The organism is Chryseobacterium endalhagicum (assembly GCF_016745235.1).
GTDB classification, from domain to species: Bacteria; Bacteroidota; Bacteroidia; order Flavobacteriales; family Weeksellaceae; genus Chryseobacterium; species Chryseobacterium endalhagicum.
Map to the genome: position 1 here is coordinate 103265 of NZ_JAELVM010000002.1, position 18006 is coordinate 121270.

An 18006-nucleotide genomic window follows, 5' to 3' on the forward strand; every position below is an offset into this window, starting at 1 on the left:
GTGGAAGGAACAGAATTTGATGCATTGTAGTGACGAAAAGATATTCTCCGTTTTTAGGAATTAACTTAATAATGGAAAAGTGTATTTAAAAAAAATTAAATTAAGATATGACTTTTGATATTGATATGATCAGAAAAGTGTACGAGCGTTACCCGGAAAGGATTGCAGCTGCAAGACAGATCGTGGGAAAGCCGCTTACACTTTCAGAAAAAATCCTTTACACTCACCTTTGGGAAGGAAATGCTACAAAGGCACATGAAAGAGGAAACTCTTATGTAGATTTTGCACCGGACAGAGTAGCCATGCAGGATGCCACAGCACAGATGGCACTTTTACAGTTTATGCAGGCAGGAAAAGCTAAAGTAGCGGTTCCATCCACTGCACATGCCGATCACCTGATCCAGGCGAGGATAGGTGCTGAATCAGATTTACAGGAAGGGATCAACAAAAACTCTGAGGTATTCAACTTCCTGAGTTCCGTTTGTGATAAATATGGAATCGGTTTCTGGAAACCGGGAGCCGGAATCATCCACCAGGTTGTATTGGAGAACTATGCATTCCCCGGAGGTATGATGATCGGTACTGACTCTCATACGGTAAATGCAGGCGGTTTAGGAATGGTAGCTATTGGTGTGGGTGGTGCAGATGCAGTAGATGTGATGGCCGGAATGGCATGGGAGCTTAAAATGCCAAAACTTATCGGGGTAAAATTAACCGGTAAAATGAGCGGATGGACGTCTGCAAAAGATGTGATCCTGAAAGTAGCAGGAATCCTTACCGTAAAAGGCGGAACAGGGTGCATCGTGGAATATTTCGGAGAAGGAGCTGAATCTCTTTCAGCAACAGGTAAAGGAACCATCTGTAACATGGGTGCTGAGATCGGGGCAACTACTTCTACTTTCGGATATGATGATTCCATGAGAAGATATCTGGCAGCAACAGGAAGACAGGATGTGGTAGACGCTGCTGATAAAATCGCAGAACATTTAACGGGTGATGCTGAAGTGTATGCCAACCCTGAACAGTATTTCGACCAACTGATTGAAATTAACCTTTCTGAACTTACACCTCACTTAAACGGACCTTTCACTCCGGATTTAGCAACACCTGTAGCAGAATTCAGAGCCAAAGCCGAAGCTAACGGATGGCCTATAGAGGTAGAATGGGCACTTATCGGTTCCTGTACCAACTCGTCTTATGAGGATTTATCAAGAGCGGCTTCTATTGTAGAGGACGCGGTAGCTAAAGGAGTAAAACCAAAAGCAATTTTAGGAATCAACCCTGGTTCTGAGCAGGTAAAATTCACAGCAGAAAGAGACGGATTCTTAAATTCTTTCAGAAAATTTGAAAACGCAAGAATCTTTACGAATGCCTGTGGACCTTGTATCGGACAATGGGACAGAGAAGGGGCTGAAAAAGGAGAGAAAAACTCCATTATCCACTCTTTCAACAGAAACTTTGCGAAAAGAGCTGACGGCAACCCAAATACGCACGCTTTCGTAGCTTCTCCTGAAATGGTAGCGGCAGTGGCAATCTCTGGCAGACTGGATTTTAACCCGATTACAGATACATTAACAGCTGAAAACGGCGAGCAGGTAAAACTTGATGAGCCTAAAGGTTCCGAGCTTCCTGCAAGAGGTTTTGCAGTAGATGACAACGGATATCAGGCACCATCTGAAGACGGATCTTCAGTAGTGGTGAATGTAAGCCCTACTTCTGACAGACTTCAGTTATTGGAAGAATTCCCGGCCTGGGACGGTAAAAACATCGAAGGAGCTAAGGTATTGATCAAAGCTTTCGGAAAATGTACGACCGACCATATTTCTATGGCTGGACCATGGCTGAAATACAGAGGCCACCTGGACAATATTTCAAACAATATGCTGATTGGAGCTGTAAACGCTTATAATATGGAAACGAACCATGTTAAAAGTGAAATAACAGGCGAATATGGTGAAGTTCCGGCTGTACAGAGAGCTTATAAAGCCGCAGGAATTCCTACCATCGTTGTGGGAGACCAGAACTACGGGGAAGGTTCTTCAAGAGAGCACGCTGCTATGGAGCCGAGACATCTTGGTGTAAAAGCTGTACTGGTAAAATCATTCGCGAGAATCCATGAAACCAACCTTAAAAAGCAAGGGATGTTAGGAATCACATTCGCTAATGAAGCAGATTATGATAAAATACAGGAAGATGATACAGTCAACTTCTTAGATCTTGATCAGTTTGCTCCAGGAAAACAATTGACTTTAGAATTCGTTCACGCGGATGGAACTAAAGACATTATCATGGCAAACCATACGTATAACGATCAGCAGATCGATTGGTTTAAGGCAGGTTCTGCCCTTAACCTGATTAAGAAACAGGAAAATTAATTGTTAGATTTAATTAATCATAAGAAAATCGGCTCCTTCGGAGCCGATTTTCTATTTTATCTTATTCAGAAGATGGCTCCGGTAGCTCTCCCCGATCGGAATTTCCTGGTCTGAAAGCAGAACCATTTTTTTCACCCCGATATTTTTCGTTTTATCCAGATTCACGATAAATGATTTATGGATGCGGACAAATCTTTCAGAAAGCTGGGTTTCCAGAGATTTTAAAGTATCCAGTACAATATATTCATCATTTGAAGTCCTGATATTCACATAATCTTTGATGCTTTCAATATAAAGGATGTCGCTGAAATTAATGCGGTGCTGCTGACCTGAAGATTTAACGAAAAAGTAGGAATCTTCCTTATTTTCAGTCTCCGGAAAACGTTCACGGGCTTTCACTGCACTTTTATAAAACCTATCAAATGAAACGGGTTTCAGCAGATAATCGATGATATTGTGCTCATATCCTTCCAATGCATATTCCGAATAGGCTGTCGTTAAAATATATTTCTTTTTTTCACCTACGATCTTCATAAAATTAATACCCGTAATTTCCGGCATCTGAATATCCAGAAAGATCAGGTCTGCTTCATGATGCTGTATATATTCGAGGGCCAGAATAGGATTTTCGGTAGAAAAAACGAGCTCTAAAAAAGGTATTTTCCGTACATAATTTTCCAGCAGGGAAATGGCCAGAGGCTCATCATCAACAATAATACATTTAATGGTTCTCATGGGGGAAAGTTATTCTCAAATCTACAATAAATTCAGATTCCAGGTCTTTTATGTTCAGCTCATGCTTTTTAGGATACAGAATATCCAGCCTTTTTTTCACATTCTCGATGCCTATTCCGGACGCCGTATCTTTCATCCGCTGATTTTTAAAATTGTGAAGATAAAAATGAAGGACATTATTTTCATCCGAAACTTTCAGAACAAAACCTTTATCTCTGAAATCACCATGTTTAAAAGCATTCTCAACAAACGGGACTAGGAGCATCGGGGAAATTCCAAGCTTTGGATTTGAAATATTTTGTTCAAAAACCAACATTTCGGGGTTTTTAATCCTCAGTTTTTCCAGCCCTATTAAACTTTCAATATAGCCGATTTCCTTATCGAGGCTGATGATGTCTTTTTCAAGATCTTTGGTGCTGTACCTGAGCAGTTCACTCAGTTTTTCAATAGCCGGAAGCGACTTATCCGAGTTTTGATAAACCAGAGAATAAATATTATTTAAAGAATTAAAAATAAAATGAGGATTGATCTGAGTCTTCAGTGCCTGCAGCTGCGCGTGTTTTCTTTCTTCAATAAGCCTGGTACGTTCTGCTTCTATTTTAAAGTAATACTTAAAAAACCAAAGATTGGTGCTTACAAAAACCGTTAAACTCGAATAATAAATGTTGTCATAAAAATAGTACAGGAAAGTAGTGCCTTCCGCATAATTTCGAAAACCTGTAAGCGCAGGAAGCAGCAGTTCTTCCATTGAATACCTGAAAAGAACGAAAACAAATACACCCACAAAAAAACCGACGATCATCATGTAGAATCTATTCGGATTGAAAAACTTTGGCGCAACGAAAAAATAATTAACGTAAAAACCCAAGAAATTGGCCAGGAAGATCGTAACATCCAAAACATCAAGACCAGATTTACTATATACTGCCCTGGAAAGGAGGCCATTAAAAATAATCAACAGCCAATAAAAAACGTGCAGGAGGAGAACTTGTTTTTGCTTCATGTCCAAATTTAAGCTTCATCCGTTTTAAATTCCTACACATTTCCGACGAAACCCATTTTTTTTCCGATGAAAATATTTTGAACGGAAGAATCCGGGCTGAAATCTAAATGCCGTTTCATGAAAAAAAGTTTGAAAATACCTTTGGACCAGAATTTTAAACCATGAAACTAAAATATATTTTTATCGTCAGCCTTTTTTCTTCAGTTTTTTCCGCACAGATTCAGAAAGACAGCGTCCGCCATGTGGAGCAGATCAATCTTCTCGTCAAGAAAAAGTTGGTAGAAAGAAAGGCTGACCGTCTTATCTTTAATGTAGAAGCTTCTGTAGCCTCACAGGGAATGGATGCTTCGGAAACACTTGCCAATGTTCCTTTAATGAAGGTTGATGAAAACATGGGTTCTATTTCTATTGCGGGGAAAAGTTCCGTGAGTGTGATGGTGAATGGAAGAATGCTGAACCTTACAGGCGCCGCTTTATTGAATTATCTGAAATCCATCCGTTCTGAAAACATTTCAAAAATTGAAGTCATCACCACACCGCCGTCGAAATACGAAGCGCAGGGAAACAGCGGTATCGTAAACATTATTTTAAAGAAAAATCCTAACCTTGGATTCAGCGGAAACCTCAACACCAACCTTATCCAGAGAACGTACTCCGGGTTCAGCTCAAACGGTTCTCTTAATTATCAGACGGAAAAATTCAACAGCAGCCTGAAACTGACGTATTATGATTCCGCCAAACGTTCTGATGAAAATTATACGATCCTGGGAGCTACCCAAAACTACAGCAATTCTGTACGCAGAGATATGTGGAAAGAGTTGACCCCTACTCTCAATATGTCTTATAAAATCAGTAAGAATTCTGAAATCGGAATGGAATATATCTACGCTCATCAAAAATCGGGGATGGATATCGTCAACACGACCAAAAATATAACCTCAGATCATCAGGAAGAAAACCTCCTGACTCATACTTTCCACCGTGAAAAGCTTCCAACGCATACTTTAAGCGCCTATTATGATCTCAAACTGGATTCACTCGGGAAGAAACTGAGCCTGGCAGGAAATTTCTATAAAAACAATTCTGATACTGAGGTTAATTTTTCTACTCTTACATTATCGGATCATTCTGTTCAGAATGTAAAAACCACTTCATTGATTTCGCCACAGATTTTCTCTGTTCAGGCGGATCTGGAGCTTCCTTTTTCTTTCGGAACCATTGAAACCGGCGTGAAGTTTAATCAGTTTAAAAACAGCTCGGATATTAAATATTTTAATCTGAACGCAGGACAATATGCTGAAGATCCTTTAAGAGCCAATATATTCAGCTATCAGGAAGAAAACTATGCCGCTTATTTCAGTTTTGCCAAATCTTTCGGGGAACATTGGGAGACCAAAGCAGGCCTAAGGTACGAAAACACCAATGCAGAAAGCGTTACAATCTCCACAAACACTCAAAATAAATACAATTACGGACAATGGTTCCCTTCTGCTTATGTTTCATATAAGGAAGATAAAAATGTGTTCAGCTTTTCCTATTCCAGAAGGATCAACCGCCCGAGTATGGGCAATCTCAATCCGTTCCGCTGGTATTCGAACCCGTATTCCTATTCATCGGGAAATCCGTTGCTGACACCGGCTTATATCAACAACTGGGAGCTGGGCTATACGTTTAACAATAAATTTTCAACAAGTATTTATTATCTGAGAATGAAAAATGCATTTGGGCAGATTTCTTCTATAGATGATCTCTCACAGATTTCAACGTATCTGAATTATTATAACAACAATTTCTGGGGACTTAACGCCTCTTATACGGATACATTCTTTAAATTCTGGGAATCCAGCATCTCGATGAATTCCACCCTGCAGAATTCATCTGTATTTAATATAGAAGCACAACCTCAGAAAGGAAGTTCATTCAGTTACTCCATCAATAATACTTTCAGTTTAAATAAGGCTAAAACGTTTTCATTATTCCTGAATTACAACCACAGCCTTCCCTACAGAAACGTAAATTCTTACTTCTATGATTTCCCGGAACTGACTTCAGGAGTAAAAATCTCACTGATGGAAAAGAAACTTCAGATCAATGCTACGGTGACCAATATTTTTGCCCAGCGATACCGCGGAGAACTGTATTTTTCTGATAATACCCAGAAAATGGATAACTACTGGGATGGCAGAAGCTTCCGTTTAAGTGTAAATTACACATTTGGAGGTAGCAAAAAGAAAATCAGCAAGAAGAATATCAAATTTGAAGAAAAAGAAAGAGCACAATAATGAAACTGTCCAATTTTTATCACGCAAAGCAAGACAAAGATTTTTCATGTGTCGGGTATTTTTAAGATAAACAATGGCGCTAACGCTTATCAAAGAAATACAATGTTTTTAGAAACATCTGTTTTGATATCTTCTGTTTTTAAGTAAAGGATAAATATAAAAAAAAGGCTGTTTAAAGCCTTTTTTCCACATTAAAATTTGAATTCTATTCTTGCGAAAACAAAACGTCCGCCGATACCGTATTGAGAAACCTGCCTTGAATAAACAAACTGATTGTCCGCAGTCAGAGAACTAATATTCGGGCTTCTGGAAGGAAGAATGTTAAACAGGTTATTGCTTCCTACCGTTGCTGAAATATTTTTGTTGAAATCGTAGCCTACAGAAAGGTCCGTCACAAAACGCTCATTTAAAATAAAATGTTCCCTGTCTCCAAGTACTCCGTCAAAATTGGCATCTACAACATCAGCATCGGTCACTTTTCCAAAGTAAGAATTTCTAAGCGAAACGGTAAGTGCTGAAAACTTCAGTGTATTGGAAAGTGTAGCTTTGATGCGGGGTACAGCTTCTTCAAAATACACCCTATTTGGTTCGGAGAAGTAATTATTGATCTGGCTGACCAATTTCGGAGAAGCGTGAATATCACCAATCCTTCTCGTCTCATTAAGATTTAGTCCAAAGTTATTTTCTAAAGATACTTTTTCCGAAATTCTTGAATTCTGGGAAATGGTAATATCCAGCCCTTTCGTTTGTGAATCAACCGCATTGGCAAAGAAATTCGCGGCACTGGCTCTCGCAAGATCAAAAGCACTCTGCAATACCTGATCATCAGGAGTCACAGCCGTTTCCGGACGGAAAAACAGGTCGGTAAGCACTACTCTATCCTTGATTTTAATATAATAGGCATCCGCTGTAAATACTAAACTTAAAGACGGAATTTTCCATGTAATTCCGGTACTGTAGGATTGTGAAGTTTCCTGTTTCAGCTTTGGAATTCCCAATGCCTGGGCGGCCTCAGAATTATTTCTGAAAGTTCCTACCTGAGTGGTCTGCCCTTTCTGAATCAGCGTGGAGGTGGAGCTATAATAAATCTGAGCCAGAGAAGGCGCTCTGAATCCTGTAGAAACCGCTCCTCTCCAGTTAAAGTTAGGGGCTAATTTCACGTTGGTCGCCAGTTTATAATTAAAGGTAGAACCGAAATCTGAATAATTTTCAAAACGGACTGCTCCTTCCAATAACCACCAGTCGGTAGGCTCAATTTCAACATCCGCGTAGGCTGCAACACTGTTTCTGCTGCCTGACACCGCATTCTCAGGACTGAAACCCGGAAATACCTGTGATCCGGCAGGTCTGTTCACTCCAAAAAAGTCCGTTACTTTTTCATTATCTGGCGTTGCAGCTGTTACTACCCGTCCGTAAATATCATAAGATACATAGGAATTTTCATTCCCGGCATTAACTTTATAGTTTTCATAACGGTATTCCCCACCAAAAGCCAGATTCAGACCGTGAAGCACATCATATTTTTTTGAAAAATCAAGATTGAGGGTGTTCTGTAAAAATTCTGAACCTCCTGCTTCAAAAGTTCTTGGCGAGCTGTCTCCAAGAGAAGCATTAAAGGTATTAACCACACCAAAATTAAAGGCATTCTTACCAAACGTATTGCTTAAATCCACATTCCAGCCATTCCACTTTCCTTTGATTCCTCCTGCCAGGGAATAATCATTAACGCTTGCTTCAATCTGGGGCAGATATCCGTTCGGAGTAACACCATTGATGTTTCTTTCTGTATTCGGAAGACGGAAGAACCCTCCTGCATTTCCCAAACGGTAGCTGTAACCTCCGAATGAATACACTTTCCAGTCTTCATTCACAGGGATTTCAGAATTGAAAAAAAGCTGGGCTGACTGCAACTTGGACTGTCCCGCTCTGAGACTGAGATCTTTTCTTTCCAGACCTCTGTAATTAAGCTCCTGATCTGAAACATCTTTTCCTAAAAGCCCTTGTAACGCTGATATACTATTCGCTCCGGCAATCTGATTTTTAAAATCCTGTGAAAAATAATCCACCTGTGAGGCATACTGCTTCACGGTGTTAATGATCTGCTGGGTATTGGAAGTATTGGTAATATTTTTATATAAGCCATCAATATTGACTCCGTTCTGCAATGCTCTGTAATTAATGGCATTATAAGCATTAAAGATGGGTCCCTGACGCTCTCCCGCTCTTGAATACGGATCACGGTACTGCACCGATCCTGTTACATTGATGAACCCTTTCTCACCAATCTTTGCTCCGTAATTCAGATCTGCTGAAATCGTCTGTCCGTCTATTCCTCCTGAAAAATTATTGGCTACCGGAGAAACATATCCTCCCAGAAATACCTGTCCTGAAAGCCCAAGTCTCCTTTTAAGCCCCAGATTCACCACTCCGGCAATGGCATCGGAACCATATTGGGCAGAAGCTCCGTCTCTTAGCACCTCTATTTTATCGAGGGCAAATGCAGGAATGGCGTTAAGATCTGTCCCCACAGAACCTCTTCCGGGAGTAAGAGTAACATTGATCAGAGAGGATTGATATCTCCTTTTCCCATTGAGTAATACCAGCACCTGATCCGGACCAAGACCTCTGAGAAGTGCGGGATCTACGAAATCGGTTCCGTCATTGACGGTGTGTGAAGTGGAAGAAAATGAAGGCACCACATAGTTGAGGGCCTGACTGATATTGTTAACCGGACTTTGTCTTAAGATCTTTGAGATATTGATGATATCTACCGGAACCGGGGTTTCTGTAAGTGATCTTCCCGCGCCTCTGGATCCCAGAATTACTACATCATCAATTTTTTTGGATGTTGCAGAATCTGACTGGCCGAAGTAAAATGCCGAAATAAGAGTCGCTGATGCTATAATTATTTTTTTGTTGAAAGTGTACATGTGTTTTTCTATTTTTTATTACTGATTGTTTGATTTTTTGCGGCAATAGTATTTCTGCAACCTTGTATTTAAGGTTACTTTCAAAAGCCGGAATAGATGTATTATTTTTTAAAGAGGTCTAGAAACAACAACACATGCGCATGTGGAAATGGCATGAAAACAGGTCAGAATAACGAAGTGAAGCTTCATGATCTGAGAAACGAAAATTTAAATTGTTAACGGGGTTTCCCTTGTCTTTAAACATTGATTTTATTTTTTAAAACAAAAATTTCAAGATGGGAGAAAATAGAGAATAAACATTTTTTCCGGGCAGGCCGGCTTATCTATTTCAGCACCTTGCTTGTTTTTGCAGGTTGCTATCCCATCTATGAGATTCTTGATAATTACGTGGCAAAGATATAATTATTTCGGAAATAAAAAAATAATTGACCTAAAATTTAACTTTTCGCAAAATTCACCGTAACAAATGAAACTTTTTTACGTCTAACTGAACAGTAGTAAAAAAACATTATGAAAAAAACTCTATTTGCACTTTCCGTGCTGGCATCTATTTTTGCCTATTCGCAGGAGAAAACCAATTCCGGTCCGGAAAAGGAAAAACAAATTGAAGGTGTAGTGATCACTAAAACTAAAAAAGCCGTTGAACAGAAAGCAGACCGTACGATCTTTGATTTTTCTGAACAGCCGCAACTCAATAACGGTAATGTTCTGGAGGGTATAAAAAAACTTCCGGGGCTGGTTTCTACCGATATTGCCGGAATGATGTATCAGGGGAAAATCCTTGATGTTTACCTGAACGGAAGACCTTTGAACATTACTTCCAATGAGCTGAATTCTTTCCTTGAAGGAATGCCTGCCAATTCGGTAGACAGAATAGAGGTGATTACCCAGCCGGGTGCTGAATTTCCTGCTACTTCAGGAGGTGCGATCATGAATATTATTACGAACAAGAATGCTAATAAATATTTAACGGCTACATATTCCGGAAATTACTCGTTTACGAATTATGATAAATTCAGAAACAGAACTACCCATTCCTTGAATCTTAATGCAAGAAATAAGCTTTTCGGATGGCAGCTGAATGTGGGACAGAATTACCGTGAAAGCATGCTGAATGGTAATCAGGATGTACTTCTTCAAAACAATACGGACAGAATCGGGCGTGGTTATTTTGCAAAATCAGGGGTAACTTTTGATCTTGGGCAGGACAGATTGTTGCTGAACTATGATATTTACTATAATAATAACGACAATTATACCGCGAGCCGAGGACTTGCTGACATCCTTGTCACCCTTAATCCCGCAAAATACAGGGAAGCAGATTATCAATCATCGGATGTTGCCCACACCAATAACCTAAGACAGGAGGCCGTTGTAACGTATCAGAAACGATTCAGCGACAAGTCTCAAAAGCTGGACTTCCAGTTTGGATATACGAAAGCTGACAGTAAGTTTGCCCAGGATAATTTTTTCCAGGAAGGAAATTATACTGATACCGGAGAGTTTTTCCGTCATGCAGGGATTAATGATGTCCTTAATAACAAATCGGATATGAGGGTAGCTAACTTCAAGGTAGATTATTCTCAGCCGATCAAGCTGATGGACGGCGGGAAAGTAAGTTTAGGAGGTTTATACGAAAGACAGGATTATGATACGGAAAGTAAAGGTCTTACCAATCTGGAATACCAGAGACAGACCGCTTCCACTTATCTTGAATTCCAGGCCAAGCTGAAAAAGTTTGACTTTATTTTAGGAGCCAGAGCTGAAAATTATGATATCTCAGGGATTACCAGAACAGCAAAGGATTTTGTCATTCAGGAAAGAAATCTGACAAGTTTTAACAGGTTCAAGCTTTTCCCTAATGCAAGTGTACAGTATAATCTGATGAATCAGGTGTATGTTGCTGCAAATTACAACAAGAAGATCAACCTGCCGAGTATTTCCGCGCTGAACCCGAATAACGTAACTTTTGGCAGCCCGAATACACAGGTAACAGGTAACCCGGATCTTCAGCCAACAATTTTTGATAATTATGAATTGAAAGTTTCCGCTTTTGATTATGCTTTCATCGGGTACAGCGTAAGTTCTGCAAAAGATCAGGTTGCCCAGATCATTATGAAAGACGGCAAAAACCTTTTCAACAGACAGGTGAATATTTCGAATATGAAAATTCACAATTTCAATGTAGGTCTTCCTGTTCCGTTTATGATCTTCAGCAAGCCGATGAGCGAGATCATGAAGTTTGATTTTAATCCTGATAAGATTAATTTCATGTACCTGTACGCCGGTTATCAGAAGCATGAAATCGACAATCTGAACAATAAAGGTTTCTGGATTTTCAATATTATGACGCAGCTGCTTTTACCGAAGGATATCAAACTGACGGCTAATTACAGCTATCTGACACCAAAAGCAGGCTATTTCTACTTTACGGCAGATAAACCGTTCAATAATAATCTGGACATCACACTGACGAAAAAATTCATGAACAACCGTCTTACCCTTTCTGTGTTCGCGAATGATATTTTCAACGGACAGGTGATGCAGGTGTATTCCAATCCGCCTGAAGGACAGGCTGTGAAGATCAGAAGTAAGTATGATACAAGGAATTTCGGAATTTCCATCAATTATAAAATTCCTACCAGAAATAAACTGGCAAAAGAGGATCCGAACATCCTGAACCAGACTAAAAAAGAAGACTCGGGTGTGATGCAGTCTCCGCAGTAATCTATTCATATAAAATAAGGCAGTAAAGAAATTTTACTGCCTGTTTTTTCCCGCAAAGCAAGACAAAGGTTTTGTACTTTATGCTGATTTTAAGGTAGACAAAGCCGCTAACGCTTATTATCGAAATACAAGGTTGGGGCTGAATACTTTTATTCTATATTTTTCTTTCCGGATTAAAAATTTATTGTTTGAAATCTCCAGTGCAAAGTATCAATAAGGGTAAGCTGGTCCGTTTGTATAGGAAGTCCTGTGATTATTTTCAGAGTCTGCATCGCCATCATGCTTCCTACAATGCCCGCCAGAGCTCCCAGAACTCCAAGACTGTCGCAATCCGGAGCATCCTCATCAAAAGGCGGTTCGGGGAAAAGTTCTCTCAGATTTTTGCTTCCTTTATAATTAAAAACCGCCACCTGTCCTGAAAAACCCAGTATGCTTCCATAGACCAAAGGTTTTCCGAGCTTCACACAGGTATCATTGATCAGATATCTTGTTGTAAAATTATCGGAACCATCTACAACAATATCATATTGTGAGAGAATATCTTCTGCGTTTGAATTGTCTATTTTCTTATCGATTCCGGTAAATTTTACCTGATGATTAAGAGTTTTTACAAAAATTTCCGCACTTGTTATCTTTGAAATTCCGACGGTATTTTCAGTATGGATGATCTGGCGGTTCAGATTGTGAAGTTCAACCTCATCAAAGTCAGAAACTGCCAGATTTCCAACTCCGGCAGCTGCAAGGTACTGGATAACGGGACTTCCCAAACCTCCAGCCCCAATAACAAGAACTTTAGCATTCATGATTTTCCGCTGACCTTCCAGACCGATTTCTTCGATAAAAACCTGGCGGCTGTACCTTACAAAAGTATCTTTGCTTTTCATTTTGCTATAATTATTTTGAACCATTAAGATCTTTTAAGAGGTTAAGGAATATTAAGGTGGGCGTTGCTTTGAGATTAAAAAAAATATTGATTTTTCTTAATTAAACTTAATGACTTCAATATTCTTAATGGTTTAATTTTTTAAATTCCGCTGTACGCCGGGTCCCAGTCTTTCATCACCGGATCATAGCCTGCTTTTCTGATGATGCTTTTTACTTCTTCCATACTTCTCTCGTCACTGGTTTCAAACTGTTCCAGGGATTCCACGTCTACGGCATAGCCTCCCGGATTGGTTTTTGAAGCTGCACTCATCGTTGTAGCCCCGAGTGAGATGATATGGTTTCTGAATTTTTCGCTTTCCCTTGTGGATATTGAAATTTCAAGATCTTCATTCCAGATTCTGTAGGCACAGATCAGTTGAAGCAGATCTTTGTCTTCCATGATAAAATTAGGTTCGATGATTCCTTCTGCCGGTCTTAATCGTGGAAAGGAAACAGAAAAACGGCTTTTCCAATACTGCTTCTGAAGATAGTCGATGTGCAGAGCATTAAAGAAACTGTCTACCCGCCAGTCTTCAAGGCCAAGCAAAACCCCCAGGCCAATTTTATGAATGCCTGCTCTGCCAATTCTGTCCGGCGTATCCAGCCTGAAATGGAAGTTTGATTTTTTTCCTTTGGGATGGTATTCTTTATAGACTTCCTGATGATAGGTTTCCTGATACACCAGAACAGAATAAACGCCTGCCTGATGCAGCTGCAGGTATTCTTCTTCAGACAAAGGCTGTACCTCGATTGAAATATTGGCAAAATGAGGCCTCAGCTGGTGAACGGCATTCAGAAAGTAAGAAATTCCCACTGTTTTGTTCGCTTCTCCGCTTACGAGCAGAACATGGTTCACTTCCATTGATTTTAACACGGAAGCTTCAATCATCAATTCTGTATCGGAAAGGGTTTTCCTTCTTACGTCGTTATCCAGGCTGAAACCGCAGTAGGTACAGATATTCTGGCATTCATTGCTGAGATACATCGGTGCATACAGCTGAATGGTTTTTCCAAACCGTTTCTGGGTAAGCTGGCGGGTCATTTTTGCCATCAGTTCCAGTTCCGAAGCTGCCGCAGGGGAAATCAGGTTCAGAAAATCATCCAGGGTTTTATTTTTTTTCCGGAGGCTGTTCAGAACGTCGGAATGGGTTACTTTTCCCAATCTTTCTTTTATGTCATCCCAATGATAGCGTTCAAAAACATCTTTAAAGCTGGTCATTATTTTTCGCTTAATTATTCAAATAAAAAAGAAGTCAGCGGGCTTGAAGCTTCGGCATGATCCGCTATCGCTCCCAACCCTGATTCGTAGGCTCTTCTTCCGGCAATCACGCCTTCTTTAAAAGCCAAAGCCATATTCACAGGGTTTTGTGCCACTGCTATTGCGGTGTTTACCAGAACAGCATCTGCTCCCATTTCCATAGCTTTTGCAGCATCTGAAGGTGCCCCGATTCCGGCATCCACTACAACGGGAACATTACTCTGGCTGATGATAATCTCCAGGAAATCCAGTGTTCTTAACCCTTTATTGGTCCCGATTGGAGCTCCCAAAGGCATTACCACAGCTGTTCCTGCATCTTCAAGCCGTTTGCATAAAACAGGATCGGCATGAATGTAAGGCATCACGATAAATCCCAGTTTGGCAAGCTCTTCCGTCGCGTACAGGGTTTCAATAGGATCCGGAAGAAGGTATTTGGGATCGGGATGTATTTCCAGTTTTACCCAGTTGGTTTCCAGGGCTTCTCTTGCCAGCTCGGCTGCCAGTACCGCTTCTTTTGCAGTTCTTGCCCCGGAAGTATTGGGAAGGAGATGAACTTTGGTTTCTTTTAATGAATCCAGCAGGCCGTCTTCTGCCGCACCGGAATCTATCCTTTTCAAGGCCATGGTGACCATATCGGTGCCTGAAGCTACAACAGAGGCGGCCATTTCCTGCAGATTTCCGAATTTTCCTGTTCCCAGAAACAGTCTCGAATCAAATACTCTGTCTGCTATTATTAATTTCTGATTATTCATATCATTGCTTTTTTAAATTCACTGATCACAGACGGCTGGCTGGTGATCTCACCTGAGATGGCTGCACCATAGATCCCGATCTGCTGGAGGCGTTCCATATCCTGAAGGACCACTCCTCCGATGGCAAAAATTTTTGGAACCGGAATTGAGTTTTCTTTTAAATGGTTCACCATATCCTGATAGCCTTCAAAACCTAAAATAGGACTCAGCTGCTCTTTTGTGGAGGTAAACCTCAACGGTCCCAAACCGATATAATCACATGGTTCACCAATTCTTTGAAGCACATCTGCAATGGTGTTTGCGGTTCCCCCGATGATTTTATTTTTACCGAGAATATGTCTGGCAATATCGATGGACAGGTCTTTTAGGCCCAGATGAACGCCATCCGCATCTATATCTTTTGCTATATCAACATGGTCATTAATGATACAGGCTGCCTGGTAATCTGAGCACAGCTTTTTTGAAATTTCACAAAGTTTAAAAAATTCGTTTTCATCCGCGTTTTTCCAACGGACCTGTACCCATTTCACACCATGATCCAAAGCTTGCCGGATATTATATTCCTGCTCTTCTCTTGTGTGTCCCTGAGATATGTATTGTAATTTTTCCATGATTTAACTAAATGTTTCTGCATTTTTTGAATGTACTGACCGGTTCGTTACTCTCCCAAACAGCCCCTAAAAGTGCTGCACCATCAGCCCCGTTTTCAAAAACCTTCCGGATATTGCTTTCATTAATTCCTCCTAAAGCAATTAATTTTACCTGATGATGAGCTCTGTGTTTCATATCATTTAAAACATTTGAAGTTTCACCGTATCCTTTTTTAGAGATACTTGGAAAAACCGGGCTGAAGAATGCATATTCCCATTCCTGCCCCAAAGCATTAAAGGTTTCAATATCATGTACCGAGGTTGAAATCATATTTTGTCCTGCATAAGGTTTATACATTCCGTTATTCCGGTCATTTTCCCTGAAATGAAGCCGGGAAATATGATAATCCCCTGCCCAGTCATAAGATCCATGCAATACCAACTTTGAATAATACTTTTCTTCAATCCCTGAAATAAAGTTTTTTATTTCTTCTCCGTTCAGCATCGGTTTTCTGATATGAAGCAGATCCAATCCTTCCTGAAATAGCTCATTGATGATCTCCGTTTCGTTTGGAACTGCTTTTTCAGGGGTGATAACGAGGATCATATATAAATTTCTTTCCCTTTTTCTATAAATTCCTGGGATTTGTCCAGCATTCCTTTTTCTGCGGAATCACGGATCTCCTGTGTGATTTTCATGGAACAGAATTTTGGTCCGCACATCGAACAGAAATGGGCAATTTTAGCCCCTTCTGCCGGCAGTGTCTCGTCGTGATAAGCTCTGGCAGTATCTGGATCTAATGAAAGATTGAACTGGTCTTCCCATCTGAATTCAAACCTGGCTTTACTTAATGCATTATCCCTGTATTGCGCACCGGGATGGCCTTTCGCCAGATCTGCAGCATGGGCGGCTAATTTATAGGTGATGACTCCCACTTTTACATCTTCTTTGTTCGGAAGACCTAAATGTTCCTTCGGAGTGACATAACAAAGCATAGCACAGCCGAACCAGCCGATCATCGCAGCCCCGATTCCGGAAGTAATGTGATCGTAGCCCGGTGCGATATCGGTCGTTAAAGGACCTAAGGTGTAAAACGGAGCTTCATGGCATTCTTCCAATTGCTTTTCCATATTTTCTTTGATCATATGCATCGGTACGTGGCCAGGCCCTTCGATCATTACCTGTACGTTGTGTTTCCATGCAATTTTGGTCAGTTCACCTAAAGTTTCAAGTTCTGCAAACTGCGCGGCATCATTGGCATCGGCAATAGATCCGGGACGCAGACCGTCTCCCAGTGAGAAAGCCACATCATATTTCTTCATGATCTCGCAGATCTCTTCGAAATGGGTATACAGAAAGTTTTCTTTATGATGGTAAAGACACCATTTGGCCATGATAGAGCCTCCTCTGGAAACAATTCCCGTTACTCTTTTAGCGGTAAGATGAATGTATCTCAACAAAACACCCGCATGAATGGTAAAGTAGGAAACACCCTGCTCTGCCTGCTCTATCAATGTATCTTTAAACACTTCCCAGGTAAGATCTTCGGGAACTCCTTTCACTTTTTCAAGAGCCTGATAAATAGGAACGGTGCCAATAGGAACCGGGCTGTTCCTGATGATCCACTCTCTGGTTTCGTGAATATTTTTTCCTGTGGAGAGGTCCATGATGGTATCTGCTCCCCAACGGCAGGCCCAAACCGCTTTCTCCACTTCTTCTTCAATACTGGATGAAACCGCACTGTTCCCGATATTGGCATTGATTTTAACCAGAAAATTACGCCCGATGATCATCGGTTCACTTTCCGGGTGGTTGATATTGTTTGGAATAATTGCTCTTCCTGCTGCAATTTCATCTCTTACAAATTCCGGGGTGATCTTATTTTTAGGCGTATTGGCTCCGAAACTGTTTCCGGGATGCTGAAATGCCATATCTGCGGAAGCCGTTTCCAGCTGTTCGATCCGCTGATTTTCCCTGATGGCTACGTATTCCATTTCGTGGGTGATAATTCCCTGTCTGGCATAATAAAGCTGGGTGATCTCCTGATTTTCCTTCGCTACTTTCGGTTTATGATCATAACCAAAACGAAGTTCATCAAGACGGACATCTGCAAGACGGGCTTTTCCGTATTCTGAGGTGATTCCGTTCAGAACATCTACGTCTTTTCTTCCCAGTATCCATTCTTCTCTGATTCTTGGAAGTCCTTTCATAATGTCAATAGATGCATTTTCGTCTGTATAAGGACCTGAAGTGTCGTAAATGGTTACGGGAGGATTATCTTCCAAAGTTCCGTTGGTCAGTTTGGTGGGACTTAGGTGAATTTCACGCATTGCTACGCTGACCGGATGTATTTTTCCTTCAACATAGATTTTCCTGGCGTTCGGAAATGGCGAACAGGTGATTGAATGAGCCATAAGTTTTTGTTTTAT

At 40.6% G+C, this 18006-nt stretch carries 12 protein-coding genes and 1 riboswitch; of the genes, 3 read left to right on the top strand and 9 right to left on the bottom strand.

Features of this window, described 5'->3' with window-relative positions; genetic code table 11:
• Positions 1-107 precede the first annotated feature (107 nt).
• On the top strand, positions 108-2375 hold the full coding sequence (locus JET18_RS10760) for an aconitate hydratase (protein ID WP_202090940.1): 2268 nt from the start codon (positions 108-110) through the stop codon (positions 2373-2375).
• Positions 2376-2426: 51 nt separating this feature from the next.
• On the opposite strand, the gene JET18_RS10765 is transcribed toward JET18_RS10760, so the two are convergent.
• Complete coding sequence (locus tag JET18_RS10765) at positions 2427-3110, bottom strand: LytR/AlgR family response regulator transcription factor (RefSeq protein ID WP_202090942.1); 684 nt, start codon at positions 3108-3110, stop codon at positions 2427-2429.
• A complete protein-coding gene (locus JET18_RS10770; RefSeq protein ID WP_202090944.1) occupies positions 3097-4113 on the bottom strand; it encodes a sensor histidine kinase in 1017 nt (338 codons plus the stop codon). Before JET18_RS10770 ends, JET18_RS10765 begins: the two co-directional genes overlap by 14 nt.
• A gap of 161 nt (positions 4114-4274) precedes the next feature.
• Here JET18_RS10770 and JET18_RS10775 point away from each other — a divergent pair, with 161 nt between their 5' ends.
• Positions 4275-6395 carry an outer membrane beta-barrel family protein gene (locus JET18_RS10775; protein WP_202090948.1) on the top strand — a complete coding sequence of 707 codons (2121 nt, stop codon included), beginning with the start codon at positions 4275-4277 and terminating at the stop codon, positions 6393-6395.
• A 191-nt stretch (positions 6396-6586) separates the two neighbouring features.
• Here JET18_RS10775 and JET18_RS10780 read toward each other — a convergent pair whose 3' ends face one another.
• Complete coding sequence (locus JET18_RS10780) at positions 6587-9325, bottom strand: TonB-dependent receptor plug domain-containing protein (protein WP_202090951.1); 2739 nt, start codon at positions 9323-9325, stop codon at positions 6587-6589.
• Positions 9326-9614: 289 nt separating this feature from the next.
• Positions 9615-9713, bottom strand: a riboswitch (SAM-I-IV-variant riboswitch).
• A gap of 122 nt (positions 9714-9835) precedes the next feature.
• Between JET18_RS10780 and JET18_RS10785 the strand changes: the two genes are divergently transcribed.
• The gene (locus tag JET18_RS10785) at positions 9836-12052 is read left to right on the top strand and encodes an outer membrane beta-barrel family protein (RefSeq protein ID WP_202090954.1); all 2217 of its coding nucleotides are present in this window, start codon (positions 9836-9838) and stop codon (positions 12050-12052) included.
• A gap of 173 nt (positions 12053-12225) precedes the next feature.
• Here JET18_RS10785 and JET18_RS10790 read toward each other — a convergent pair whose 3' ends face one another.
• The 6 genes from JET18_RS10790 to thiC all read right to left on the bottom strand — a co-directional run bounded on the left by JET18_RS10790 (position 12226) and on the right by thiC (position 17991).
• Positions 12226-12936, bottom strand: coding sequence for a HesA/MoeB/ThiF family protein (locus JET18_RS10790; RefSeq protein ID WP_202090957.1), 711 nt, complete (start codon positions 12934-12936; stop codon positions 12226-12228).
• A gap of 140 nt (positions 12937-13076) precedes the next feature.
• Positions 13077-14195 carry a 2-iminoacetate synthase ThiH gene (thiH, locus tag JET18_RS10795; protein WP_202090959.1) on the bottom strand — a complete coding sequence of 373 codons (1119 nt, stop codon included), beginning with the start codon at positions 14193-14195 and terminating at the stop codon, positions 13077-13079.
• 14 nt (positions 14196-14209) lie between these two features.
• The gene (locus tag JET18_RS10800; protein ID WP_202090961.1) at positions 14210-14986 is read right to left on the bottom strand and encodes a thiazole synthase; all 777 of its coding nucleotides are present in this window, start codon (positions 14984-14986) and stop codon (positions 14210-14212) included.
• A complete protein-coding gene (gene thiE / locus JET18_RS10805; RefSeq protein ID WP_202090963.1) occupies positions 14983-15597 on the bottom strand; it encodes a thiamine phosphate synthase in 615 nt (204 codons plus the stop codon). Before thiE ends, JET18_RS10800 begins: the two co-directional genes overlap by 4 nt.
• A gap of 7 nt (positions 15598-15604) precedes the next feature.
• Entirely contained in the window at positions 15605-16183 is a 579-nt protein-coding gene (locus tag JET18_RS10810) for a thiamine phosphate synthase (RefSeq protein WP_202090966.1), read from the bottom strand.
• Positions 16180-17991 (bottom strand): phosphomethylpyrimidine synthase ThiC, encoded by a 1812-nt coding sequence (thiC, locus tag JET18_RS10815; protein WP_202090969.1) that lies wholly within the window; start codon positions 17989-17991, stop codon positions 16180-16182. The genes JET18_RS10810 and thiC overlap by 4 nt, the downstream gene beginning before the upstream one ends.
• Positions 17992-18006 lie beyond the last annotated feature (15 nt).